This is a genomic window from Blautia sp. An46 (assembly GCF_002161645.1).
In the GTDB taxonomy this organism is placed as follows: Bacteria; Bacillota; Clostridia; order Lachnospirales; family Lachnospiraceae; genus Blautia; species Blautia ornithocaccae.
The window spans coordinates 95,611-119,026 of sequence record NZ_NFIF01000004.1; the positions used below are offsets into that span (position 1 = coordinate 95,611).

Consider the following 23,416-nt stretch of genomic DNA (forward strand, 5'->3'; position numbering starts at 1 on the left):
CATAGTTTACATTAGAAAATAATACAACAAAATAACAATTTAAAAAAACAAATAAGAAAGACAGCCCTAAGGCCCAAAGGTATAATGAATTACATAAAACAAAAGGGAAGAGAATGAGCATTTCGATGACTCATTCTCAGGATTAGGAGGTAAAAAATGGCAAAAATTACATTTATGGGAGCTGGCAGCACGGTGTTTGCCAGAAATGTGCTGGGAGATTGTATGTGTTCTGAAGCATTGAGAGACAGTGAGATTGCATTGTATGACATTGACGGAAAAAGACTGGAGGACTCCCAGGTCATCCTGAGTGCAATCAACAAAAACGTAAATCAGAACAGAGCCAAAATCAAAACTTATCTGGGAGAGGAAAACCGAAAAGAGGCATTAAAAGGTGCGGATTTTGTAGTAAATGCCATCCAGGTAGGGGGTTACGATCCCTGCACCATTACAGACTTTGAAATTCCGAAAAAATATGGTCTTCGTCAGACTATTGCAGACAGTCTGGGTATCGGCGGCATTATGAGAGGCCTTCGTACCATTCCAGTATTAGAAGGCTTTGCCAGAGATATGGAAGAGGCATGCCCTGACGCCTGGTTTTTAAATTATACCAATCCTATGGGTATCCTTTCAGGATACATGCAGCGGTATACAGGAGTGAAAACTGTAGGGCTGTGCCATAGTGTACAGGTCTGCTCTAAGACGCTTTTGGAAGAACTGGGAATGGAAGACAAACTGGAAGGCCGTGTGGAGACCATTGCAGGAATCAATCATATGGCCTGGCTGCTGAAAATCCAGGACAAAGAAGGAAAGGATCTGTATCCGGAAATCAGAAAAAGAGCTGCTGAAAAAAATGCAAATGAAAAGCACACGGATATGGTACGTTTTGAGTATATACGGAGACTGGGATATTACTGTACAGAATCCAGCGAACATAATGCTGAGTACAATCCTTTCTTTATTAAAAATAAATATCCGGAACTGGTTGACCAGTATAATATTCCTCTGGATGAATACCCCAGAAGATGTATTAAGCAGATAGCAGAATGGGAAGAGGAGAAAAAGAATATCCTCAATAACGGTGAGATCACTCATGAGAGAAGCCGGGAATATGCTTCTTATATTATGGAAGCAATGGTAACAAATGAGCCTTATAAGATTGGAGGAAATGTGATCAATAAAGGTCTCATTGAGAACCTTCCTTCTGATGCCTGTGTGGAGGTTCCCTGCCTTATCGATGGCAGCGGTGTGACTCCCTGCAGAGTAGGAAAACTTCCTGTACAGCTTGCAGCTATGAATATGACAAATATTAATACCCAGCTTCTGACGATTGAGGCTGCCCGCACAAAGAAAAAAGAGGCCATTTATCAGGCGGCTATGCTGGATCCTCATACAGCGGCAGAACTGAGCATTGATGACATTGTAAAGATGTGTGATGAACTGATAGAAGCCCATGGGGATTATATGAAGATGTATCGCTGAGAAAAAGAGGTAGGCTATGAAGAAAAAGCTTTTTGATCTGGGGATTCCCCATTATATTACAATAGAAACAGAAGAGGGGAGCTGTATACTGAAGGGAACAGGAGAAACTGTCCAGAGGCAGGATGTGACAGTGGAGATTACCGGGGGCGTAAACTGCCGGAAAGTATCGATCACAGCCCGGGATTCCAAAGTACGGAGCGTAAAGCTGAGATGGAACTCTCCTCTTGATAAAAGCTCCAGACTTCTGGGAAGCAGCTGGGAAAGGACTTTTGGAGACGCTCAGTGGAAAGGAATAAGCGGAAGAGCTTTTATGCCCTGGTATTTTCTTGCCTCCTGTCAGGAAAAAACCAGAGGGTATGGGGTAAAGGTAAGACCTTCTGCCATGTGTTTCTGGCAGGCAGATACCAGAGGCATTACTCTGGTTCTGGATACCAGATGCGGCGGGGTCGGTGTAGAATTAAATGGCAGAAAACTGGAGGCTGCAGAAATTATCTGTATGGAGGCAGAAGACTGTACTTCTTTCCAGGCTGCCCAGGCTTTCTGCAGAGAGATGTGTACGGACCCCATCTTGCCGGCCTATCCTGTATATGGAAGCAATAACTGGTATTATGCCTATGGGGACAGCTCAGAGAAAGAAATCCTTCAGGATACAGAATATCTTATGGAGCTGACAAAAGGGGCAAAAAATCCTCCATACATGGTAATTGACGACTGTTGGCAGGAGCATCATCGCCTGAATGAGTATAATGGAGGCCCCTGGAGAAAGGGAAATGAAAAATTCCCGGATATGGCCGGGCTGGCAGAGAAGATAAAGGAAAAGGGAGCCAGGGCAGGTATCTGGGTACGGCTGCTGCTGAACGAAGATGAGAAAATCCCTGAAAAATGGAGAATTTCTCATAATGGATGCCTGGACCCCTCCCATCCGGAGGCATTGGCCTATATCCAGGAAGATGTAGAAAACATCTGCAAATGGGGCTATACCCTGATTAAGCATGATTTTTCCACCTACGACATTTTCGGAAGATGGGGATTTGAGATGAATCCATATCCCACCCAGGATGGATGGAGCTTTTATGATAAGGGAATGACCAGTGCGGAAGTGGTGAAACTGCTGTATGGAAAAATTTATGAGACAGCAGCTAAATATGATACACTGCTCTTAGGCTGCAATACCATAGGTCATCTGGGAGCCGGTCTGATGCATATGCAGAGGAGCGGAGACGATACCAGCGGTATTACCTGGGAGAGAACCCGGGTTATGGGTGTGAATACCCTTGCCTTCTGTCTGCCCCAGCACGGAGCTTTCTATGAAATCGATGCAGACTGCGTGGGAATTATGGGAAATATTCCATGGAGCCTGAATCGCCAGTGGGCAGAGGCTGTGGCCAAATCTGGCACGCCTTTGTTTGTATCGGCTAAGCCGGGTCTGCTCAGTGAAGAAGAGAAGGAAGAGCTTCATCAGATTATGCTGGAGGCCTCTGAACAGGAAGCCCATTATATTCCCCTGGACTGGGAGTATACAGACTGCCCGGAAATCTGGGGAGATGGTAGGGAAAAAATAGAGTACAACTGGTACGAAGAGGCAGGAACCTGCGCAAAGGGAAATACTTTGAAGTATTTTGCCTATATTCCTCTGTCCTGATAGGTAAAAGGGCGGGGGGACTTATCCGGGGCTTCTTGCTTTACAGAGGCAGGAAAGATATAATGACGGTATGATGATTTTGAGAAAAGAGGAAACAAAATGATATACGTCAGTCATCTTCTGCCTGACAGAGAAATGGCAGAAGTCCTGGAACAAACGGGAGCAGGAATAGAAAGTATAGATTTTTCTATTGCGGAAAATCTGGATAACCTGAAAGAGAATATTTTGGACTACAGAGGGAGACTGAGGGCCATGGGGGCAGAACATCTTACCATCCATGGCCCGTTTCTGGATCTGAATCCCATGACCTTTGATTCACGGATACGTCAGGCGACTATGCTGCGCTACGCACAGGCATACGAGGCGGCGGCAGAACTGGGAGCAGAAAAAATCGTTTACCATACCTGCTATCACCCGGATATTTATCTTCTTACAGGCTGGGCCCAGCGCACGGCAGAGTTTTATCAGGAGTTTCTGGAAAACAGAAAAGAGCTAAAAGTAGTCCTGGAGAATGTTTTTGACAGAGAGTGGGAGCCGATCCTGGAAGCCATTGAGGAGGTGGACGCTCCCGATTTTGATTTTTGCCTGGATATAGGACATGCCCACTGCTATTCTCCAAGACCGGTTGAGGAATGGGCAAAGGCTATGAAAAAGCATATTTCCCATGTGCATATACATGATAATCTGGGGGATAAGGATTCACATATGGCGCTGGGCCAGGGAAATATTTCCCTGGAAAGAACACTGAACCTTCTTCTTTCGGAAAAACGCCCTCTTACCTTTACCATAGAGTGCGGAACAAAAGAGGCCGTGCTGACTTCCTGGGAGACCTTTCAGAAACTGTCCGGGAAGTCACCAGCGCTTATATGAATGACTGCTCATGATCTATGGCAGGTTTTTCTGTATACGGCGTTTCATACGCCTTTGCCGGAGGGCTTTCTTCAGGGTGAGATACAACTTTCGGAAACCGTAGGTGATCGGATTACGTCCACGGATAAGAGGAATAGCCAGTATCTCCTGGAAAACATGGATCAGGGGCCCTGTGAAAAACATGGTGATCACCGTTCCCAGACCTACCTGGGCCCCGAAGATAAATCCTACCACAACACAGACAACGTCGCTGCCAATGCGGCAGTACTGGAATTTTATGGGGGTACGTTCTGACAGGCACAGGGCTATGGCATCATAGACGGATACCCCCATATTGGCGGTAAAATATAAAGAAGCGGCCAGACACATGATGGTTATGCCGATCAGCAGCATAATGAGCCGGAAGAAAAAGCCTCCGCCTGGAAACAGGGTGGCAAAGAGCCAGGAAAAAAACTCTGTAATATATCCCAGAAGGAACATATTGATCACTGTTCCCAGACCAATCTTTTTACGGTCCATGACCAGGGTAAATACGAAAAGCAGCAGGCTGAATATGGTATAGAAAGTTCCGTAGCCGATTGGCGTCAGGTTCCAAAGTCCGTGGGCCAGGACCTGGAAAGGATCCATACCAAAGGCAGAATAGTTGAAAAATCCTACGGCCACGCCGCTGGCAGTGACCCCCGCCACAGTCATCACCACACGTCTTAATTTCTCTGATGTAAATTCCATTGACATAACAATTCCCCTCAAAATACAAAAATATTTATAATCCGCTTACATCCATGCTAGAATAGAGTAAAGAAAAAAGAAAAAGAAAACTATTACAATACTTTCAAAAAATATTAAAATCGTACCAAAAGGAGGAGACGAAAATGCTTCTGATAAAGCCGGAGGAATTTTCTGTAAATGATTCAATGTTCGAGATTCAGGTCCATGGCACCAGAGATTTTCCTTTTCAGGGCTATATGAATGAGGACAGAACCCTTCAGGGGGAAGGATGGCACTGGCATAAGGAGGCAGAGTTTCTCCTGGTGCTGGAAGGCAATATACGGTGCGGAAGCAACGGAGAGCAGTATGTGCTGGAAAAAGGAGAGGGAATCTTTATAAACTGCGGAGCCCTTCATATGGCCGGAACCCATAGTGGTGACTGCAGGGGACGGTCTGTATCTTTTGTATTTTCTCCCAAATTTATTTCCGGGGAGGAGCGGGGCCTGCTCTATCAGAAATATGTTAAACCCATGGCGGAAGATCCGGATTTTAAGGGCTGTGTGTTAAGATTGGAGACTGACTGGCAGAAAGAGGTTCTGGAGTGTCTGAAACAAGTTTATATTTTCTGTAAAGAAGAAAAATGGGACAGCGAGCTTATGGTGCGGAATGCCCTCAGCAGAGCCTGGGCCATACTGGCCCGTCAGGAGAAACCGGACAGCGGGATCTATGCGGAGAAAGCTTCTGACACTAAGTATGAGCAGAGAGTCAAGAAAATACTGAAGTATATAGAAGTCCATTATGGAGACTATATTACTATAGAAGATATGGCCCGACAGGTGAATATCAGCCGGACAGAATGCTTCCGCTGCTTTCAGAAGATCACAGGTCAGACGCCATTGGAATATCTGACCTTCTACCGACTTTCTCAGGCTGCCTATAAGCTGCACAATACAGACAGCAGCATCACAGAGATCTGTATCAGCAGCGGCTTCAGCCAGCCCAGCTACTTTGGAAAAAAATTTCGGGAATATTATGGGGTATCCCCATTAAAATACAGAAAACAACGTATAAATCAAGGAAAATAAGGAAATGTTAAATCTGAGCCTCGGAATGTAAAGCCCTTTATGTGAAATGTTAAATCTGTATTTTACATACATTTAACAGAAAGAAGATTGGTGATTTTACAAAACTTCTTTATATTTAATCCTGTCAAAAATAAATCAAGAAAGCAAAAAGCAAACACAAGGAGCGAGTATAATAATGAAGAAGAAAGTATTAGCAGCAGTATTAATGGGAGCAATGGTATTCAGCATGGCAGCCTGCGGTTCAAACGATTCAGGCAGCAGTTCAGACAGTACAACAACAGAAGACAACGCATCTTCTGACAGCGGTTCTGATGCTTCCGCACCAAGCGGAACAATTTCCGTACTTTCCCGTGAGGAAGGTTCCGGTACAAGAGGAGCTTTTGTAGAACTGTTCGGTGTAGAGGAAGAGAATGCTGATGGGGAAAAAGTAGATAACACTACCGTAGACGCCCAGGTAACAAACAGCACCGCCGTTATGATGACAGGCGTTGCTCAGGATCCTCAGGCTATCGGCTATATTTCCCTTGGTTCCTTAGATGACAGCGTAAAAGCTCTGAAAGTAGATGGAGCTGAAGCATCTGCTGAGAATGTAAAGAACGGTACATACAAAGTATCCCGTCCTTTCAATATTGTAACAGGTGACGGTCTCAGCGATGTGGCTCAGGATTTTGTTGATTATATCCTCAGCTCTGACGGACAGGCTATTGTAGGAGAAGATTATATTCCTGTAGATGATGCGGCAGAAGCTTATGCAGGAACATCACCGGAAGGCAGCGTAGTAGTTGCAGGATCCTCTTCTGTATCTCCTGTAATGGAAAAACTGAAAGAAGGATATGAAGCTGTAAATCCAAACGCTTCTATCGAGATCCAGACAAGCGATTCTACAACTGGTGTAGAATCTACTATCAGCGGTATCTGTGACATCGGTATGGCTTCCAGAGAGCTGAAAGACACAGAGACATCTGAAGGCGTTACAGGAACTCAGATTGCTATTGATGGTATTGCAGTTATCGTAAACAATGAAAACAGCATGACAGATATTACATCTGACCAGGTAAAACAGATTTACACAGGTGAGGTTACAAACTGGGAAGATCTTCAGTAATCGTAATCTGAAAAAAGAGGAGTAGGAGCAAAGTACAATGAAAGACGTTAAAGAAACAGTTATGAAATATGTGTTTCTGGTATGTGCATGCGCTTCCATCCTGGCAGTAATTTTGATTTGCGCATTCCTATTTGCCAATGGCGTACCTGCCATTGGCAAAATAGGAGTTTTTAATTTTCTGCTGGGGGAGACATGGAAACCGGGAAATGATCTGTATGGAATCCTTCCCTTTATTCTGGGAAGTATTTATGTAACGGCAGGAGCCATCGTCATCGGTGTTCCTATCGGACTTCTGACGGCTATTTTTATGGCAAGATTCTGTCCAAAATCTATTTACAGATTTATGAAGCCTGCAGTTGACCTGCTGGCAGGTATTCCTTCAGTTGTATATGGTTTCTTTGGTATGGTGGTGCTGGTACCTTTTGTCCGGAATTTCTTCGGACAGACTCTGGGATTCGGAGGAAACGGATCCAGCATGTTTACAGCTTCCGTAATGCTGGGGATCATGATCCTTCCTACTATCATCAGCGTGGGCGAATCTTCTATCCGTGCGGTGCCAGACAGCTATTATGAAGGTTCTCTGGCTCTGGGGGCCACCCATGAGAGAAGTGTGTTCTGCACCATCGTACCTGCAGCAAAATCAGGTATCATGGCCGGGATCATTCTGGGAATCGGAAGAGCTATCGGCGAGACCATGGCAGTTATCATGATCGCCGGAAACCAGCCACGTATGCCAAAGGGAATTTTTGAAGGCGTCCGTACCCTGACTTCTAATATCGTTATGGAGATGGGATATGCCACAGACCTTCACAGAGAGGCCCTGATCGCTACAGCGGTTGTACTCTTTGTATTTATTCTGATCATTAACCTGTTATTCTCACTGGTGAAGAGGAGGAGCGCAAATGGATGAGGCAATAAGACCAATTAATGTGCAGACTACAAAGCAGCGTATCAAATCTTATTCCAGCAATCCCGGCTCTCTGATCCTTGCCGTGCTGGTGGGACTTGCTGCACTGATCACTTTCTTGACTTTAGTATTTATTATCGGATATATTCTGGTTATGGGAATCCCGAACCTGAAACCCAGCTTATTCCAGCTGGAGTATAATTCAGACAATGTTTCTATGCTGCCTTCGATTATCAATACCGTTGGTATGACCCTGCTGTCTCTGGTGATCGCAGGACCTCTGGGAATCCTGGCAGCTGTATACCTGGTAGAGTATGCGAAAAAGGGCAACAAACTGGTAAGCGTTGTCCGTGTGACTGCTGAAACCCTGACAGGTATTCCTTCTATCGTATATGGACTTTTCGGTATGCTGTTCTTTGTAACTGCACTGAAGTGGGGCTATTCCATGCTGGCAGGCGCCTTTACCCTGGCTATTATGGTCCTTCCAGTTATCATGAGGACCACAGAGGAAGCTCTGCTGGCAGTGCCGGATATGTATCGTGAAGCCAGCTTCGGTCTGGGAGCCGGAAGACTGCGGACAATTTTTGTGGTAATCCTTCCTTCCGCTGTACCTGGTATTCTTTCCGGTGTTATCCTGGCTATCGGACGTATCGTAGGTGAGACGGCAGCTTTGATGTATACAGCCGGTACTGTTGCAGAAATGCCAAAGAGCGTTATGTCTTCTACAAGAACACTTTCCGTACACATGTATACTCTGGCAAGTGAGGGACTTCATATTGATGCAGCCTATGCCACAGCAGTAGTGCTTCTGATCGTGGTACTCTTTATTAACTGGGTATCCGGAAGAGTGGCCAAGATGATAAAGAAAGGATAATTAAGGAACATGAGTAAATTTTCAATTTCTAATTTGGATCTTTATTATGATAACGGAGCTTTCAAAGCTTTAAAAAATATTAACCTGGAAATCCAGGCAAATGAGATCACAGCATTTATCGGTCCTTCCGGATGTGGTAAATCAACCCTGTTAAAATCCCTGAACCGTATGAACGACCTGGTAGAGGGATGCAAGATCACCGGACAGATTCTTCTGGACGGAGAGGATATTTATGGTAATATGAATGTAAACCTTCTGAGAAAAAGAGTAGGTATGGTATTCCAGAAGCCTAATCCTTTCCCCATGAGCATCTATGATAACATTGCTTACGGACCCAGAACCCACGGCATCCGTTCTAAAGTAAAACTGGATGATATCGTAGAGCGTTCTTTAAGAGGCGCAGCCATCTGGGATGAAGTAAAAGACAGACTGAAATTAAGCGCTCTGGGAATGTCCGGCGGACAGCAGCAGCGTCTCTGCATCGCCAGAGCTCTGGCCGTAGAACCGGAAGTCCTTCTTATGGACGAGCCTACTTCCGCTCTTGACCCGATTTCTACTTCTAAGATCGAGGAACTTGCAGTAGAGTTAAAGAAGAATTATACTATTGTCATGGTTACTCATAATATGCAGCAGGCAGCCAGAATTTCTGACAAGACCGCATTCTTCCTTCTTGGAGAAGTTATTGAATACGGTGAGACTGAGCAGATCTTCTCTATGCCGAAGAATAAGAAAACTGAGGAATATATTACAGGGAGGTTTGGCTGATGAGACCAAGATTCGACCAGCAGCTTGAAGAATTAAATCTGGAACTGATTAAGATGGGTTCTCTCTGTGAGAGAGGGATCCGCAAAGCGGTAGATCTTCTTATGGAAGAGAATACAAATGCCAGCATTAAAGATGTGGATATTATAGAAGAAGAGATCAATCAGAAGGAGAGAGATATTGAAACTCTCTGTATGCGCCTTCTCCTTCAGCAGCAGCCAGTGGCAACAGATCTGCGGAATATTTCTTCTGCTTTAAAGATGATCTCAGATATGGAAAGAATCGGAGACCAGGCCCAGGATATCGCGAATATGGCAGAGTTTGTGAAAGTACAGGAGATTGCTCATAAGATTCATATCGGGGAGATGGCAGAAGCTGCTATCAAGATGGTAACCGGAAGTATAGATTCTTTTGTAAAGAGAGATTTAGAGGCTGCCAAAGAAGTAGTGAAATCTGACGATATTGTAGATAATCTGTTCCTTAAAGTAAAAGGAGAACTTCCTGAACTTATGCAGAAGGATGCTAAGAACGCTGAATACTATATTGACCTGATTATGATCGCAAAATATTTAGAGCGTATCGGTGACCATGCAGAGAATATTGCCCAGTGGGTGGAATATTCCATAACAGGGGTACATGAGGCTCTTGGACAGGAGTAGAGGATACATGATTTATTTAGTAGAAGATGATGAGAGCATCCGGGAACTGGTAGTCTATACCCTGAACAGTCAGGGTATGGAGGCAGAAGGTTTCGGAACACCCTCCGACTTCTGGAAAGCTTTAGACAATAAAGTGCCGGATCTGATCCTTCTGGACATTATGCTTCCAGAGGAAGACGGACTGGATATTCTGGCGAAACTGAGAAAAAGAGGAGATACGAAAAATCTTCCCATTGCCATGCTGACTGCAAAGGGCAGCGAATATGATACGGTAAAAGGGTTGGACAGCGGTGCAGATGACTATATACCTAAGCCTTTCCGTATGATGGAACTGGTCTCCAGGATCAAAGCTCTTCTCAGAAGAAGCGGTAAGACAGGGCAGACAGATAAAGAATACACTATAGACGGTCTGTACGTGTCTCAGAAAAAACATCAGGTAAAAGTAGGAGACCGGGAGGTTGTCCTTACTTTAAAGGAATTTGAGCTTTTGCTTTTGCTGCTTTCTAATCCTGGTATAGTATTTACCAGAGCACAGCTCCTGGATAAAATATGGGGATATCAGTTTGACGGTGAAAGCAGAACCGTGGATGTGCATATCCGTACTCTCCGGCAGAAGCTGGGAGAGGCGGGACACTATATTGAGACAGTAAGAGGTATGGGCTATAAGATAGGAGGACCTTCATGACAAAAAGGATTTTTAAATCTATAATCCTGGCGTCTGTGATCGTGCTTCTGGCCAGCGGAGGGCTGACCATAGGTGTACTGTATAACCATTTTGGAAATCAGCTGGAGGAGGAACTCCGCACAGAGGCGGAGTTCCTTTCTATTGCTGTAGAGGACGAGGGCATGAACGCTTTTGACTCTATTCCTTCAGAGGCAGAGAGGATCACCTACATTGACACAGACGGCACTGTACTTTTTGATAATCGTTCAGATGCAGCAGATATGGAAAACCATATGGACAGAGAAGAAATCCAGGAAGCTATGGAAGAGGGAAGCGGAATGGCAGTAAGGGAATCGGACACCCTTTCCCGCAGGACCCTGTACTATGCTGTACGTCTCAGTGACGGCACAGTGCTTCGAGTTTCCAGTGTGCAGTATAACCTGACTGGACTTTTAGGGGGTATGATCCAGCCCCTGTTGATCATTCTGATCCTTGCATTGGTTCTGGCAGGAGTGCTGGCGTCCAGACTGGCAAAACAGATCGTAAATCCGTTAAATGGGCTGGATCTGGACCATCCGGAGGAGAACCAGACTTATGAAGAGGTGGCCCCTCTCCTTTCAAGGATTAATCGGCAGCAGAAATCCCTTCAGGCAGAGATTACTGAGGCAAAGCGTCAGCAGGAAGAATTTTCCATGATCACCGACAACATGGAAGAGGGATTTCTGGTCATAGATTCTCACACGGAAGTTCTGTCTTATAATTCTAGTGCATTGAGACTTCTGGGAGCTAAAGACAAGGATGCCAGACAGAGTGTATTGGCACTGAATAGAAGCGAAAATTTTCAGAAGACAGTGGAAAAGGTACTGAGTGGACAGCATGTGATATCCTATCAGGAATTCCAGGGCATCACCTGCCAGGTAGCTGCCAATCCCGTGTTCCAGGATGAAAAAGTCACCGGGGCAGTGATTTTGATTCTGGATGTGACGGAAAAGATGAAAGGGGAGCAGATGCGCAGGGAGTTTACAGCAAATGTATCCCATGAGCTGAAGACCCCTCTTACTTCAATCTCAGGTTTTGCTGAGATTATAAGCGACGGTTTTGTAAAACCAGAAGATACGAAAAAGTTTGCGGGACGTATCTTTAAAGAAGCTCAGCGGTTGATCGTTCTGGTCAATGATGTGATCAAGATTTCTCAGCTGGACGAGGGAAAACTTCCTTATGAAAAAGAGAGTGTGGATTTGTACGAAATGGTAAGAGAGATTTTTGTGCGGATGGAAGACCATGCCAAGGCAGAAGGCGTCCACTGCTATCTCTATGGCCCGCATATTAAGGCAGATACGGTAAAAACGATACTGGATGAGATTATTTATAATCTCTGCGATAATGGAATCAAATATAATAAGAAAGGTGGAAGCCTCACTGTAACCATATCTCAGGATGGAGAGCGTCCTGTGATTACTGTGGAAGATACGGGAATCGGAGTTTCCGAGGAAGATCAGAAACGAATCTTCGAAAGATTCTACCGGGTAGATAAGAGCCATTCCAAAGCTATCGGCGGAACTGGACTGGGACTTTCCATTGTAAAACATGGTGCAATGTTCCTGGGAGCAGATATAAAAGTAGAGAGTACCCTGGGAGAAGGCAGCAAGTTTATCCTTACACTGCCGGAATAGCACTAATAGATGCTGAAAAAAAATAGTATCCTGTAAAATCCAGGTTTTATAGACCAGGATTCTACAGGATACTATTTTTTTCATTTTAATATTCTCAAGTGAAGTTTCAAAATGAAAATTAAATTTCATAAAAGCAGAATTAAGAAAATTTAATTACATTTTACAAAAACATGCTATCAGATTTAAACTGCCGTTGCTATCATATTCCTGTAAAAAAGAAAATCATTATTTTTCAGGAGGAGTAACGACAATGAAAACACAAAGACTGACGCAGTCGCAGAAATTAATGGTATTTGTACTTACCATGTCTCTTTATGGATTAGCAACGCTGTTTACAGAACTGATCCCTTCCTTCCAGGTGGGAATCGTAGAGTTTTCTGTAGAATATTTCCTGTTTATCCCTTTAGTGCTGGCAATGCTCTTTGATCCTATGTCAGCGGCTCTGGGAGCAGCTACAGGAGAACTGGTCTTCAGTGAGATCATGCTTGGTCAGTTTGGCGGACTTGGAGAGCTGGAAAAATTTATTACAGTTACCATCGGCGTATATATTGCAGGACGTCTGGTGAGAAATCCGAAAAACCGGAAAATGGTAGGGATCGCCGCTATCAGCGGTGTAGCCATTCAGCAGATCCTGGGTATGATCGTGGATATCCTGAAAGTTCAGTTTGCAGTACAGGATTTTGAAGCGGTTCCCGGACTTCCCCAGAGTGTGTTTGCCACAGAAGGCTTTGCCTGCCTCAATGATATCGTATTTTCAGGAATCCTGTTTTGTATGCTTCCTACCCTTTTCCTGGTGCCGAAGCTTTATGGAAAAATCGAACCGCTTCTGGGAATGGAGCCAAGAACCGAGAAGACAGCTCTGGACCCTATCGGGCTGAAGGTACTGGTCTGTTCACTGGCTGCCTTTGCAGTGGCTATTGCATCGGAGATGCTGGCAGAAAGCGGCATGTCTCTCATCGATTGGGAAGCAAGCTGGGCCGAAAGCGGTACAGCAATGGCGGCAGGAATGGCAGTGGCTGCTGCTGTGGCTATTATAGCGATTCTGGTTATCAAGAAAAAAGCAGACAGTGCTGCTGAGCGTGCATAGAGAGTGTGATTATGAACAGTATAGAAATAAAAAATCTTACCTATTCTTATCCGGGGGCCCAGGCCCCCACTTTAAAAGATGTAAATTTAGAGATTGAAAAAGGGGACTTTCTGGCTATCGTGGGTAATAATGGCTGCGGAAAGTCCACTCTTTGTAAAGTTATGAATGGGCTGATCCCCCATTTTATTACCGGTGATTTCCAGGGGGAAGTGCTGGTGGGAGGAATCTCCACGCTGGAGGCAGATATCGGGACGCTGGCTCAGAAAGCAGGCTATGTATATCAGGATTTCGAGAATCAGATCGTTCGTCCGACAGTTTTGGATGACGCCTCTTATGCATGCATGAACTACGGCATGAAGGATTATAAGGAGAGAGGTCTGGAGGCCCTGGATCTCTGCGGTCTTACAGGGAGAGAAAATGATTATGTGTTCCAGTTGTCCGGGGGCCAGACCCATCTTCTGGCTTTGGCGGGAGCGGTTTCCCTCCAGCCGGAGGTTCTGATCCTGGACGAACCTATTGCTCAGCTGGATCCCCACCATGCAGACAGGATCTATGAGATCCTGCGGGAATTAAACGAGAAGCAGGGAAAAACGATTATTGTCATTGAGCATCATACAGAATATATTGCAGACTACTGTAAACATGTGATGCTTTTGAAGGACGGGCATGTGGAATGGAAACTTCCGGCTAAGGAAGCTTTGAGCAGGGTAGAAGAGCTTCAGGCCTGCAATATCTTTCCGCCTCAGGTAACTCTGGCAGCCTATGGGCTGGAGAAAAAAGGGGCCATACCCCATGAAAAGGAATACCCTTCTACTGTAGAAGACGGGAAAAAGGCTTTTCAGAATCTGACTTTTGATAAACGCTATATGGAGTTTCGAATCAGACAGAAGCAGACAGAGCCTTCTGTGGAATACCGGCATGCGGCAGTTTCCTACCGGTCTGTGAAAGGAGAACCCAGAAAGATCTTTGAGGATCTGGATCTGGAAATCTGCCGGGGGGAGAAGATCGCTCTCATAGGTTCCAATGGAGCGGGAAAGTCCACATTAATGAAAATGATGACAGGGCTTTTAAAGCCCTCGTCCGGTGATGTGTTTATCAAGGATATCAACACCAGAAAGGCTAAGCCGGAAAATCTTTCCAAATATGTGTCTCTGGTATATCAGAATCCGGAGGATATGTTTATCAAGGACTCTATAGAAAATGACATTTCCTTTGCCATGAAGGTCCGGGGAGTGAAAGACTGGGAGGAGAGGACAGGAAAGCTTCTGGAACGGTTCCGCCTTACTTCCCTGAAAGACCGGGATGGCCGTCTCCTTTCCGGAGGGCAGATGCGCAGAGCCAGCCTGGCCATCGGCATTGCTCTGGATCCGGAGATCCTTCTTCTGGACGAGCCTACGGCAAATCTGGACATTGCCACCAGAAAGGAAATCATGAGGACGCTGAATGATATGAAAGACATTACAGAAACGGTTATGATCGCCACCCATGATATGCAGCTGGTATGCGAATGGGCCCAGAGGATCATAGTTCTTTCACAGGGAAAGATCATCGCAGACGGAACCAGAGACGAGATCTTCGGCAATGAGGAAGCTGTCCGCAGAGCCGGGATCCGTCCGCCGGAAATCTTTACTATGGGACAGGCCCTTGATAAGGAGGCTTATTGCTACACGGTGGATGAGTTTGTAAAGGGATTTGGAGGTTGAGAAAATGGAAAAAGTAATGAAAAAGCTGACAGACAGCGTAGTAGATAAAATTTCCATGGATTTCCTGCGGAATCAGGTGCTGAAAAACGCCTATGGGAATGATGATACGGTCATTGCCATGCTGGACCCCAGGATACTCCTGGTATGGTACGTGTTTTTTGCCCTGGCGCCCTGGTTTGTCAATGATCTGGTATTCCTGCTGGGATGCTTTCTCCTGGTGGCAGCGACCACCATTATGGCAAGGGTGGCAGGACTTGTCCTTTTCCTGTTTATCCTGGGGGTGTTTTCCCAGACCGGCTATCTCTTTGTGGTATCCCTGCTTTTCGGAGGAAATGCAGAGACGATCCTGCCTCTTCTGATCCTTACCCTGAAGGTGGCAACCGTATCCCTGGCTTCCATTACAGTGTTTTCCGGCCTGGATCCGGATCGGCTTTCTAACGGTCTGATGTGGTACGGCTGTCCGGAAAAACTTTCTTTTTCCATCTCCTATGCGTATCGTATGCTCCCTATGCTTATGGAGGAGTTTCAGAACGTGCTTCTGTCTTACAGGCTGAGAGGAAATGCGCCGGATACAGACACATTTATAGGAAAAATCCGGTATCTGATCTACCAGATCAAGATGATCATCCATTCTTTTTATCCTCTTATGCTGAATACGGCCAAGCGGTCCCGGACAACAGTGGAAGCCCTGGAGATCAAAGGCTACCGTTATGGAGCGGCCAATAAGGAAGTTAAAAAAATGAAGCTTTCCGGACTGAAGGTCACCTACAACGACCTGCTGTTTCTGGCAGTGTCCTTTTTGTGGGTTTCCCTGACAGTTCTGGCAGCCACAATACTTTAGGAGGTAAACAGAATATGTATATGGATTTTCATACACACGGGAAGCTGGCAAAGCGGCTTCCTTTCTCCACTGTGTATACAGACTGGCTTTTTGGAGAAGCGAAAGGAGCAGGGCTGGATGCTTTGTGCCTGACAGAGCATTTTAATACTTTGGGATTCGATCAGGTTTACGGATATCTTCTGGATAAATACCACAGAGATGGAGACACCCTGCTTACAGACCAGGGACTGCGGATCTTCGCTGGAATGGAGACCGATATTGCAGAGGGAGGCCATATCCTCTGTATGGGTGTGCCGGAGGAAATTCTGGAATTAAATAAACGTCTGGAGCCCCACAAGGAAAAAGATACCTTCCTCCCTTTTGAGAAACTTCGGGATCTTTTTGATGAGTATCATGTGATCGTAGGCGCAGGCCACCCTTTCCGGGAAGGAGGCCACATTCCCCAGCTGCCTCTGGAACAGCTGAGACGACTGGACTTTCTGGATCTCAACGGTAAAGACATTGCCGCAGACCGGGCAGCCACAGAAAAGAAAACCGGAGAACTGGGAAAATTGCTGGACATTCCCGTAGTGGCAGGCAGCGACACCCACCAGGCTGTCCAGTATGGCTGTATCCGGACCGATTTTACAAAAGAAACCAATCGTGTGGCAGACCTGTACGAAGAAATGAAAGCAGGAAGATATAGCATTAAAATCTCCGACTACGCCGGTTTCCAGGTGAAAACCGCCGGCCTCTTGAAAAAAGCTCTGAAAGAAATCCACGCCATCGGCGGAGATTATGTCTCTGTATTGATCAGCCAATAAGAGACAGTACACTAGGGAGAAAGTCTGTGGTATTATATAAGGAAAGGGAAAATGCAGGAGCGGAGGGATGAAGATGGATTTATTCAGTGAAGCAATTAAGATCGTTCTGGAAGCCGGAAGGCAGCTGACAGAGCGGAAGGGCATTGATGATATTTCAGAAAAGGGCCCTACAGATTATGTGACGGCAGTGGATATCCGGGTGCAGAAAATGATTTTTGAGAAACTGTCCCAGATAGATCCGGATGTCCAGTTTTTAGGGGAAGAAAAAGATAATGAAGAGATCGATCCTCAGGGGAAGATCTGGATTCTGGATCCGGTGGATGGGACCACAAATCTCATTCATGATTTTCAGCATAGTGTGATCTCTCTTGCCTATAAAGAGGCAGGAGAAGTCCAGTTCGGGATTGTTTACAATCCCTTTTCCCGTGAACTTTTCTCCGGAAAAAAGGGCTCCGGAGCGTTTTTAAATGACAGGAGGATTTCTGTCAGCAATGTCCGGTCTCTTTCCCAGAGCCTGATCAGTATAGGGACGGCCCCTGGCTGCAGAGAAGACGCAGACCGGGCTTTTGCCCGTATGCGGAGGATCTATGACCGTTGCCAGGACATCCGGAGAGTGGGAACGGCGGCCCTGGAGCTGGCCTATGTAGCCTGCGGCAGATTAGACGGATTTTATGAAGGGCATTTGCATATCTGGGACTATGGGGCAGGGAAGCTTCTTGTGGAAGAAGCCGGAGGAATCGTACTTGCTGATCAGGAAAGAGTTTTTGCATCAGCACCGGGAATCGCAGAAGAGTTCCGCTGTATTGCGGAAGAAGAGGAGAATGTTCTATGACCATCACGGTACCGGGGAGAGAAGGGAAATATACAAAGTCAGACGAGAAGATCCTGGAGTTTATGGAGTCTCATACAGATGAGTTTCTGTTTATGAGTATCGGAGAAGTGGCAAAGCGTCTGGAAGTATCAGAAGCTACGATTTCCAGAGCAGCCAGACATCTGGGATACCGGGACTTTAAGGAAATGAAAAATGAGATCATCGGACAGAAGACCGGAAAAGGAGCTGCAGGGAAAATTGCAGGGACTCTCCTGAAGACTCAGGGATTTGATATAGGAAAATGGTTTGCCATGCAGCAGGAATGTTTGAGCAGTACTCTGGAAAATTTTGATCAGAAGGAATTTTCCAGGGCAGTTTCCCAGATCCAGAGCGCCAGGAATATTTATATCCATGGGAAAAATGCTTCGGCATCCTCCGCCCAGCTTCTTTACTTCCGCCTGCGGAGATTGGGGTATAAAGTATTTATGGTGCCCTCGGGAGGCTCAGAAGTCATCGAAGGGATTGTCCATGCGGGAGAAGGAGACCTGGTGATCATTTTCAGCTATTCAAAAGTTTCTGTAGAAGGAAAAATGATCCTGGAGTATGCCAAAATAGCAGGATACACCACCATGGCCTTTACCAGCCGTCTGTACGCCCCCCAGGAGCAGCGGGCAGATATTAATCTGTATGTATACAGAGGAGAAAAAGAAGAATTTCATTCCATGACGGCTCCGGCAGCCATGATCGACGCCCTGATTCTGGCCCTTTCCGAAAAAGACCAGGGCGATACCGCCGAGAATCTTCTGAAGATACAGAAACTGAAAGAGAAGTTTAAGCAGAAGTAAAGGAGTTCCTTTGACAGAAAATTGTTTTTTAGACTTTGGATTCGGATTTGGCAAATGGAACGGTTAAAAAAGAAGACTCTACTAAAATAACCGTCCCTCCGGTATATCTGCTACCGGAAAGGACGGTTATCAGGTTTATTTTTTATGAAAGTTTTTCAGTTGCTCAGTTACCCGCTCTGCATCCGCTTGATTACTTTCAAACGGGTGAATTCTTCCCTTTCTTTCTCTTCCAGAGCATTGGAAATGCTCTTTGTAAGAGCCTCGAATTTGGGAATGGTAATGTTTTTCAAAGCATTTGCCCGTTTCTGGGTTTTCTTGATATTTACCGCCAGCCGGTAGGCAGAATTTTCTACCATAGACAGACGGATAGTCAGCTCCTTCACCTTTTCAAAGGCAGCCTTGGCCTCATCCAGAGAGGCTTTTGTGCCGTAGTAGGCATAGGTGGGAGCTCCCGAGTCCGGTTCATAGCGGACCAGGGGGATTTCTGTTCCCATAACGCTTCGGGTTTTGATCTCAATAGAATTTTCAATGGGAACTGTCCGGGAGATTTCCTGTACATTGCTGATGCCGATTTCCATATTTGCTTTCTGAAGAGCGGCGTAGGCGGTACGGAAAGTAATATCGATCTGAGACTGGATATCTTTGGCCTGGTCGATAAGCTCCATGAGCTCCCGGATAAGAATATTCCTTTTTTTATCCATGAGGTCGAAGCCCTGCCTGGAAAGAGCCAGGGAATTCTTTGCCAATATCAGGTTTCCTTTAGTGGGAAAGGTATTGGGATCCATATCATCACCTCTCTTTTGGGAAACATTTACTTATTCTTCCTCTGTGGGTTTGTAGTATTTGTCCAGTATCTTAGTATCGATTCTGTCCAGTTCTTCTTTTGGTATCATACCCAGCAGTTTCCAGCCTTTGTCCAGAGTTTCGGTGATGCTCCTGTTCTCATCGGCACGCTGGCCTACAAATTCGTGTTCAAAAGCCTCTCCAAATTTCAGATAGATCTTATCTATAGGGGAGAGCTCATCTTCGCCGATTACAGAGGCCAGGGCTCTGGCGTCTCCTACCTTTGCATAACAGGAGAAAAGCTGGTTGGCCACATCCTGATGATCTTCTCGCGTAAAGCCTTCTCCAATACCATCCTTCATCAGACGGGAAAGAGAGGGCAGTACGTTAATAGGGGGATAGATAGCCTGTCCATGAAGCTGACGCTCCAGAACAATCTGTCCCTCGGTAATATATCCTGTCAGGTCCGGGATAGGATGAGTGATATCGTCGTTAGGCATGGTCAGAATAGGAATCTGGGTAACAGAACCTGTTCCCCCTCTTACGATGCCGGCTCTTTCATACAGAGTGGCAAGCTCGCTGTAAAGATATCCGGGATAACCCTTTCTGGAGGGAATCTCTCCTTTTGAAGAGGATACCTCACGCATTGCCTCACAGAAGGAAGTGATATCTGTCAGGATTACCAGGATATGCATGCCCTTCTCAAAAGCCAGATATTCTGCGGCAGTGAGAGCTACCTTTGGAGTGATCAGTCTTTCCACCACCGGGTCGTTGGCAAGGTTGAGATACATGACTACATGGTCGGATACGCCGCTTTCCTCAAAGGTCCGGCGGAAAAACTCCGCTACGTCGTATTTTACACCCATTGCCGCAAAGACAATGGCGAAGTTTTCATCACTGTCCCCTCCCAGAGAAGCCTGCTGTACGATCTGGGCTGCCAGCTGGTCATGGGGAAGGCCGTTGCCGGAGAAAATAGGCAGCTTCTGCCCACGGATCAGAGTAGTCAGTCCATCGATGGCAGAAATACCGGTCTGGATAAAGTTTCTGGGGTATTCTCTGGTCACCGGATTCAGAGGCAGGCCGTTAATATTCAGACGGGCCTCGGCGGCTACTGGCCCCAGGCCGTCTATGGGCCTTCCGATGCCATCAAAGGTACGGCCCAGGATTTCCAGAGAAAGATCAATTTCCATAGGCCGCCCGCTGAGTCTTGTGTGGGTATTCATAAGGGACATGTTCTCTGTGCCTTCGAATACCTGGATAACTGCTTTATCTTCGTAAATCTCTACGATACGTCCCAGCTTTCTGCTTCCGTCATCAACACGGAATTCTACGATCTCATCGTAGGAGGCGTCCTTTATTCCTTCCAGAACAACAAGAGGGCCGTTAATCTCGCTTAATCCTAAATATTCTATTGCCATTTCCAGTCCCTCCTTAACCGTTCTTTTCCATTACTGTATTATAAAAATCGTCAATGGCTTTCATGTAATCATCCATCATTTCCAGATGATCGTTGGGAACATCATATTTAATGGAGATTACTTTTTCAAAAATGTTCTCCCGTTTCAGCACCGATACGGGCATTCCCATGCCCACCAGGATCTTGCATTTCTGGTTCAGATAGAGGATGACCTCCATCATTTTAAACTGCTTCTCCAGGGAAACGCAGGTGTCGTCAGGATGGAAGGCGTTCTGCTGGAGGAAGCCCAGGCGGATCACTCTGGAGATTTCCAGAGTCAGTTTCTGGTCATCAGGGAGCACGTCGCTTCCGATGAGCTTTACAATTTCCATAAGGCTGCTTTCAGAGTTCAGGATAGCCATAAGCTGATTCCGGTCTTCCACAAATTTGGGAGAAACGTTTTCACTGTACCAGTGAGCCAGGTCTCCCAGATATTCGCTGTAGCTGGTAAGCCAGTGAATAGCGGGAAAGTGCCGGGCATAGGCCAGAGACTTATCCAGTCCCCAGAAGCAGCGGACGAAACGTTTGGTGTTCTGGGTAACAGGCTCAGAGAAATCTCCTCCCTGAGGAGATACAGCTCCAATAATGGATACAGAGCCTTCTGTGCCGTTTAAGTTCTGCATCATTCCAGCTCTTTCGTAAAAACCAGAGAGACGGGAGGCCAGATAGGCGGGAAAACCTTCTTCAGCAGGCATCTCTTCCAGACGTCCGGAAAGCTCTCTTAAAGCTTCGGCCCAGCGGGAAGTTGAGTCAGCCATGATAGCCACGTCATATCCCATATCCCTGTAATATTCTGCCAGAGTAATGCCGGTATAGATAGAAGCCTCACGGGCAGCCACAGGCATGTTGGAAGTATTGGCGATCAGGGCTGTACGGGCCATAAGGGGATTTCCTGTTTTCGGGTCATGGAGCTTGGAGAAATCCTCCAGTACCTGAGTCATTTCATTGCCGCGCTCGCCGCAGCCGATATATACGATAATATCTGCATCAGACCACTTGGCGATCTGATGCTGGGTCATAGTCTTTCCAGTTCCGAAACCTCCGGGTACAGCAGCTGTGCCTCCCTTGGCAATAGGAAACAGGGTATCCAGGATACGCTGTCCGGTGACCAGGGGCACAGAGGCCGGATAGCGGCGGCTGGTAGGCCGGGGAACACGGATCGGCCATTTCTGGGCCAGCTTTAATTCGTAATCACTGCCGTCTGCCAGGGTCAGCACTCCTATGGTCTGGGTAATATTGTATTTACCATCGGGAACTACAGATTTTACAATTCCATGGATATTTGGAGGAACCATGGATTTGTGGACAATAGAAGAGGTTTCAGGAACCTCGGCTATAATGGTTCCGCCGTAGACCTCCATTCCCGGAGAAATGGTCATGTGCACATCCCAGAGTTTTTCCGTATCCAGGGAATCTACCTGTACACCTCTGGAAATATATTTTCCGGACCCTCTGGCAATTTCAGAAAGAGGCCGCTGTATACCGTCGAAAATATTGTCCAGGATTCCAGGACCCAGGGTTACAGAAATGGCATCTCCTGTGGCAGTAACTGTCTCTCCTGGTTTCAGGCCGCTGGTCTCCTCGAAGACTTGTACCGTAGTGGTATCCTTTTTCAGAGAAATGACCTCCCCTACCAGGTGTTCCTTACCCACATGGACCATCTCGGACATCTTAAACCCGGTATTTCCTTTTAGATAGATGACAGGGCCATTGATGCCGTAAATAATACCAGTTCTACTCATATTTCAGCCCTCCGTCAAAATTAAAGTTTTCCTTCTCCCCTTCCAGCAGGGTCAGGAGCGTGTAGTCAATAAGAATATTTTTTTCGGGGATTACTGCCCGGATACCTCCCAGGAAAGAAGTCTGGGAGATCAGAGGACAGATTCCTGTGCGTTTTTCAAGTTCCTCTGCCAGAGCCTGGTCACCTGCAGAAAGATAGATTTCCATCTGGTCCTCTCCAGCAGCCTCAAGGGCTCTTTTTATTTTGTCTTCCAGCCAGTCTGTATACTGGGGAGTGGCAATGAAGGCCCGGAGCATGTCTTCTACTTCATCGAAAAGCTTTTCTTCAAGTTCCTGATGCTTTTTGGAAAGACGACGCTTAATATGGAGATGCTCTGAAGAGAGGGCTTTGTTAATCTCTCTGGCAGCATTTTCCGATTCTATTTTAAACTGATTTTCCGAAGCCGCTTTCTTTTCTTTTTTATGCTTTTCCAGGTTTTCCTCCAGAGAAGCACGGTATTCAGAAATGGCTTTAGACGCCTCCTCTTTGGCGCTTTCTATGGAAACTGCGTAAAAGTGCTGCAGTTTTTCTTCCGTTGTCATACCTATCACCTTCCTGTCATAATTTTAGTCCGATAGCTTCATTTACATAGGAAGTAATGAAGTCGGGGGCCCGTCCGGTTCCGTGGCGGTCAGGAATCTCTATAAGAAGAGGAAGGCTGTGATTCAGCCGGACATCGTCTATGATATCCGGAAATTCCTTTCCAAATTTCTCTGTGAGAAGGATCACACCATTTTCCTTGTCGGCGATGGCGCCCTCCAGAGCTTTTTTAAGCTCTTCTCTTTCATGGACAACTACGCCTTCCACCCCGGCCAGACGCATGCCGGTGTAAGTATCAATATTGTCACTGATCAAAAACATTTTCATAGGAAATCATCC

At 46.2% G+C, this 23,416-nt stretch carries 23 protein-coding genes; 17 read left to right on the plus strand and 6 right to left on the minus strand.

The features are described 5' to 3' along the window. Nucleotides 1-156: 156 nt before the first annotated feature. From B5G00_RS04865 to B5G00_RS04875, 3 genes are all read left to right on the plus strand, one after another. Nucleotides 157-1,479, plus strand: coding sequence for an alpha-glucosidase/alpha-galactosidase (locus B5G00_RS04865; protein WP_087269368.1), 1,323 nt, complete (start codon nt 157-159; stop codon nt 1,477-1,479). A 16-nt stretch (nt 1,480-1,495) separates the two neighbouring features. Then, on the plus strand, nt 1,496-3,121 hold the full coding sequence (locus B5G00_RS04870; RefSeq protein ID WP_087269371.1) for an alpha-galactosidase: 1,626 nt from the start codon (nt 1,496-1,498) through the stop codon (nt 3,119-3,121). A 99-nt stretch (nt 3,122-3,220) separates the two neighbouring features. Then, entirely contained in the window at nt 3,221-3,991 is a 771-nt protein-coding gene (locus B5G00_RS04875) for a sugar phosphate isomerase/epimerase family protein (protein WP_087269374.1), read from the plus strand. A gap of 15 nt (nt 3,992-4,006) precedes the next feature. Here the strand turns inward: B5G00_RS04875 and B5G00_RS04880 are convergent, their stop codons facing one another. After that, a complete protein-coding gene (locus tag B5G00_RS04880; protein ID WP_087269377.1) occupies nt 4,007-4,726 on the minus strand; it encodes a YczE/YyaS/YitT family protein in 720 nt (239 codons plus the stop codon). A gap of 137 nt (nt 4,727-4,863) precedes the next feature. Here B5G00_RS04880 and B5G00_RS04885 point away from each other — a divergent pair, with 137 nt between their 5' ends. From B5G00_RS04885 to B5G00_RS04950, 14 genes are all read left to right on the plus strand, one after another. Then, nucleotides 4,864-5,784, plus strand: a complete 921-nt coding sequence (locus tag B5G00_RS04885; RefSeq protein ID WP_087269380.1) for an AraC family transcriptional regulator — start codon at nt 4,864-4,866, stop codon at nt 5,782-5,784. A 175-nt stretch (nt 5,785-5,959) separates the two neighbouring features. Next, the gene (locus B5G00_RS04890; RefSeq protein WP_087269383.1) at nt 5,960-6,889 is read left to right on the plus strand and encodes a substrate-binding domain-containing protein; all 930 of its coding nucleotides are present in this window, start codon (nt 5,960-5,962) and stop codon (nt 6,887-6,889) included. Nucleotides 6,890-6,926: 37 nt separating this feature from the next. After that, nucleotides 6,927-7,799: a phosphate ABC transporter permease subunit PstC gene (gene pstC / locus B5G00_RS04895; RefSeq protein WP_087269386.1), complete on the plus strand. Its 873-nt coding sequence runs from the start codon at nt 6,927-6,929 to the stop codon at nt 7,797-7,799. Then, nucleotides 7,792-8,670, plus strand: coding sequence for a phosphate ABC transporter permease PstA (gene pstA / locus B5G00_RS04900; RefSeq protein ID WP_087269389.1), 879 nt, complete (start codon nt 7,792-7,794; stop codon nt 8,668-8,670). The genes pstC and pstA overlap by 8 nt, the downstream gene beginning before the upstream one ends. Before the next feature lie 9 nt (nt 8,671-8,679). Beyond that, complete coding sequence (pstB, locus tag B5G00_RS04905) at nt 8,680-9,435, plus strand: phosphate ABC transporter ATP-binding protein PstB (RefSeq protein WP_087269392.1); 756 nt, start codon at nt 8,680-8,682, stop codon at nt 9,433-9,435. Next, nucleotides 9,435-10,091, plus strand: a complete 657-nt coding sequence (phoU, locus tag B5G00_RS04910) for a phosphate signaling complex protein PhoU (protein ID WP_087269394.1) — start codon at nt 9,435-9,437, stop codon at nt 10,089-10,091. Before pstB ends, phoU begins: the two co-directional genes overlap by 1 nt. 7 nt (nt 10,092-10,098) lie before the next feature. Continuing rightward, nucleotides 10,099-10,776 (plus strand): winged helix-turn-helix domain-containing protein, encoded by a 678-nt coding sequence (locus B5G00_RS04915; protein WP_087269397.1) that lies wholly within the window; start codon nt 10,099-10,101, stop codon nt 10,774-10,776. Further along, nucleotides 10,773-12,428: a sensor histidine kinase gene (locus B5G00_RS04920; protein WP_087269400.1), complete on the plus strand. Its 1,656-nt coding sequence runs from the start codon at nt 10,773-10,775 to the stop codon at nt 12,426-12,428. The genes B5G00_RS04915 and B5G00_RS04920 overlap by 4 nt, the downstream gene beginning before the upstream one ends. A 250-nt stretch (nt 12,429-12,678) precedes the next feature. Further along, entirely contained in the window at nt 12,679-13,515 is an 837-nt protein-coding gene (locus B5G00_RS04925) for a cell division protein FtsQ (protein WP_087269403.1), read from the plus strand. 11 nt (nt 13,516-13,526) lie between these two features. Then, nucleotides 13,527-15,218 carry an ABC transporter ATP-binding protein gene (locus B5G00_RS04930; protein ID WP_087269406.1) on the plus strand — a complete coding sequence of 564 codons (1,692 nt, stop codon included), beginning with the start codon at nt 13,527-13,529 and terminating at the stop codon, nt 15,216-15,218. Between the two features lie 4 nt (nt 15,219-15,222). Further along, complete coding sequence (locus tag B5G00_RS04935; protein WP_087269408.1) at nt 15,223-16,059, plus strand: energy-coupling factor transporter transmembrane component T family protein; 837 nt, start codon at nt 15,223-15,225, stop codon at nt 16,057-16,059. Nucleotides 16,060-16,073: 14 nt separating this feature from the next. Next, nucleotides 16,074-16,862: a PHP domain-containing protein gene (locus B5G00_RS04940; protein ID WP_087269411.1), complete on the plus strand. Its 789-nt coding sequence runs from the start codon at nt 16,074-16,076 to the stop codon at nt 16,860-16,862. Nucleotides 16,863-16,929: 67 nt separating this feature from the next. Then, nucleotides 16,930-17,694, plus strand: coding sequence for an inositol monophosphatase family protein (locus B5G00_RS04945; RefSeq protein WP_087269414.1), 765 nt, complete (start codon nt 16,930-16,932; stop codon nt 17,692-17,694). After that, nucleotides 17,691-18,518: a MurR/RpiR family transcriptional regulator gene (locus B5G00_RS04950; protein WP_087269417.1), complete on the plus strand. Its 828-nt coding sequence runs from the start codon at nt 17,691-17,693 to the stop codon at nt 18,516-18,518. The genes B5G00_RS04945 and B5G00_RS04950 overlap by 4 nt, the downstream gene beginning before the upstream one ends. A 167-nt stretch (nt 18,519-18,685) precedes the next feature. Here the strand turns inward: B5G00_RS04950 and B5G00_RS04955 are convergent, their stop codons facing one another. Genes B5G00_RS04955 through B5G00_RS04975 form a run of 5 tightly spaced genes read right to left on the minus strand, consistent with a single transcriptional unit; the run spans nt 18,686 to nt 23,404 of the window. Continuing rightward, entirely contained in the window at nt 18,686-19,303 is a 618-nt protein-coding gene (locus B5G00_RS04955; RefSeq protein WP_087269421.1) for a V-type ATP synthase subunit D, read from the minus strand. 30 nt (nt 19,304-19,333) lie between these two features. Further along, nucleotides 19,334-20,719: a V-type ATP synthase subunit B gene (locus B5G00_RS04960; RefSeq protein ID WP_087269424.1), complete on the minus strand. Its 1,386-nt coding sequence runs from the start codon at nt 20,717-20,719 to the stop codon at nt 19,334-19,336. Nucleotides 20,720-20,732: 13 nt separating this feature from the next. Further along, entirely contained in the window at nt 20,733-22,499 is a 1,767-nt protein-coding gene (locus B5G00_RS04965; protein ID WP_087269427.1) for a V-type ATP synthase subunit A, read from the minus strand. Beyond that, nucleotides 22,492-23,079 carry a V-type ATP synthase subunit E gene (locus tag B5G00_RS04970; protein WP_087269430.1) on the minus strand — a complete coding sequence of 196 codons (588 nt, stop codon included), beginning with the start codon at nt 23,077-23,079 and terminating at the stop codon, nt 22,492-22,494. The genes B5G00_RS04965 and B5G00_RS04970 overlap by 8 nt, the downstream gene beginning before the upstream one ends. A gap of 16 nt (nt 23,080-23,095) precedes the next feature. Further along, entirely contained in the window at nt 23,096-23,404 is a 309-nt protein-coding gene (locus B5G00_RS04975; RefSeq protein ID WP_087269433.1) for a V-type ATP synthase subunit F, read from the minus strand. Between the last annotated feature and the right edge of the window lie 12 nt (nt 23,405-23,416).

Excerpts from the sequence above, each read along its gene's own strand:
- B5G00_RS04880 (WP_087269377.1), bottom strand. The coding sequence starts at position 4,726 with ATGTCAATGGAATTTACATCAGAGAAATTAAGACGTGTGGTGATGACT.
- B5G00_RS04960 (WP_087269424.1), bottom strand. The coding sequence starts at position 20,719 with ATGGCAATAGAATATTTAGGATTAAGCGAGATTAACGGCCCTCTTGTT.
- B5G00_RS04940 (WP_087269411.1), top strand. The coding sequence starts at position 16,074 with ATGTATATGGATTTTCATACACACGGGAAGCTGGCAAAGCGGCTTCCT.
- B5G00_RS04950 (WP_087269417.1), top strand. The coding sequence starts at position 17,691 with ATGACCATCACGGTACCGGGGAGAGAAGGGAAATATACAAAGTCAGAC.
- B5G00_RS04955 (WP_087269421.1), bottom strand. The coding sequence starts at position 19,303 with ATGGATCCCAATACCTTTCCCACTAAAGGAAACCTGATATTGGCAAAG.
- B5G00_RS04865 (WP_087269368.1), top strand. The coding sequence starts at position 157 with ATGGCAAAAATTACATTTATGGGAGCTGGCAGCACGGTGTTTGCCAGA.
- B5G00_RS04965 (WP_087269427.1), bottom strand. The coding sequence starts at position 22,499 with ATGAGTAGAACTGGTATTATTTACGGCATCAATGGCCCTGTCATCTAT.
- B5G00_RS04920 (WP_087269400.1), top strand. The coding sequence starts at position 10,773 with ATGACAAAAAGGATTTTTAAATCTATAATCCTGGCGTCTGTGATCGTG.
- B5G00_RS04935 (WP_087269408.1), top strand. The coding sequence starts at position 15,223 with ATGGAAAAAGTAATGAAAAAGCTGACAGACAGCGTAGTAGATAAAATT.
- B5G00_RS04890 (WP_087269383.1), top strand. The coding sequence starts at position 5,960 with ATGAAGAAGAAAGTATTAGCAGCAGTATTAATGGGAGCAATGGTATTC.
- B5G00_RS04885 (WP_087269380.1), top strand. The coding sequence starts at position 4,864 with ATGCTTCTGATAAAGCCGGAGGAATTTTCTGTAAATGATTCAATGTTC.
- B5G00_RS04970 (WP_087269430.1), bottom strand. The coding sequence starts at position 23,079 with ATGACAACGGAAGAAAAACTGCAGCACTTTTACGCAGTTTCCATAGAA.
- pstC (WP_087269386.1), top strand. The coding sequence starts at position 6,927 with ATGAAAGACGTTAAAGAAACAGTTATGAAATATGTGTTTCTGGTATGT.
- B5G00_RS04870 (WP_087269371.1), top strand. The coding sequence starts at position 1,496 with ATGAAGAAAAAGCTTTTTGATCTGGGGATTCCCCATTATATTACAATA.
- B5G00_RS04945 (WP_087269414.1), top strand. The coding sequence starts at position 16,930 with ATGAAGATGGATTTATTCAGTGAAGCAATTAAGATCGTTCTGGAAGCC.
- pstB (WP_087269392.1), top strand. The coding sequence starts at position 8,680 with ATGAGTAAATTTTCAATTTCTAATTTGGATCTTTATTATGATAACGGA.
- pstA (WP_087269389.1), top strand. The coding sequence starts at position 7,792 with ATGGATGAGGCAATAAGACCAATTAATGTGCAGACTACAAAGCAGCGT.
- B5G00_RS04930 (WP_087269406.1), top strand. The coding sequence starts at position 13,527 with ATGAACAGTATAGAAATAAAAAATCTTACCTATTCTTATCCGGGGGCC.
- B5G00_RS04875 (WP_087269374.1), top strand. The coding sequence starts at position 3,221 with ATGATATACGTCAGTCATCTTCTGCCTGACAGAGAAATGGCAGAAGTC.
- B5G00_RS04925 (WP_087269403.1), top strand. The coding sequence starts at position 12,679 with ATGAAAACACAAAGACTGACGCAGTCGCAGAAATTAATGGTATTTGTA.
- B5G00_RS04915 (WP_087269397.1), top strand. The coding sequence starts at position 10,099 with ATGATTTATTTAGTAGAAGATGATGAGAGCATCCGGGAACTGGTAGTC.
- phoU (WP_087269394.1), top strand. The coding sequence starts at position 9,435 with ATGAGACCAAGATTCGACCAGCAGCTTGAAGAATTAAATCTGGAACTG.
- B5G00_RS04975 (WP_087269433.1), bottom strand. The coding sequence starts at position 23,404 with ATGAAAATGTTTTTGATCAGTGACAATATTGATACTTACACCGGCATG.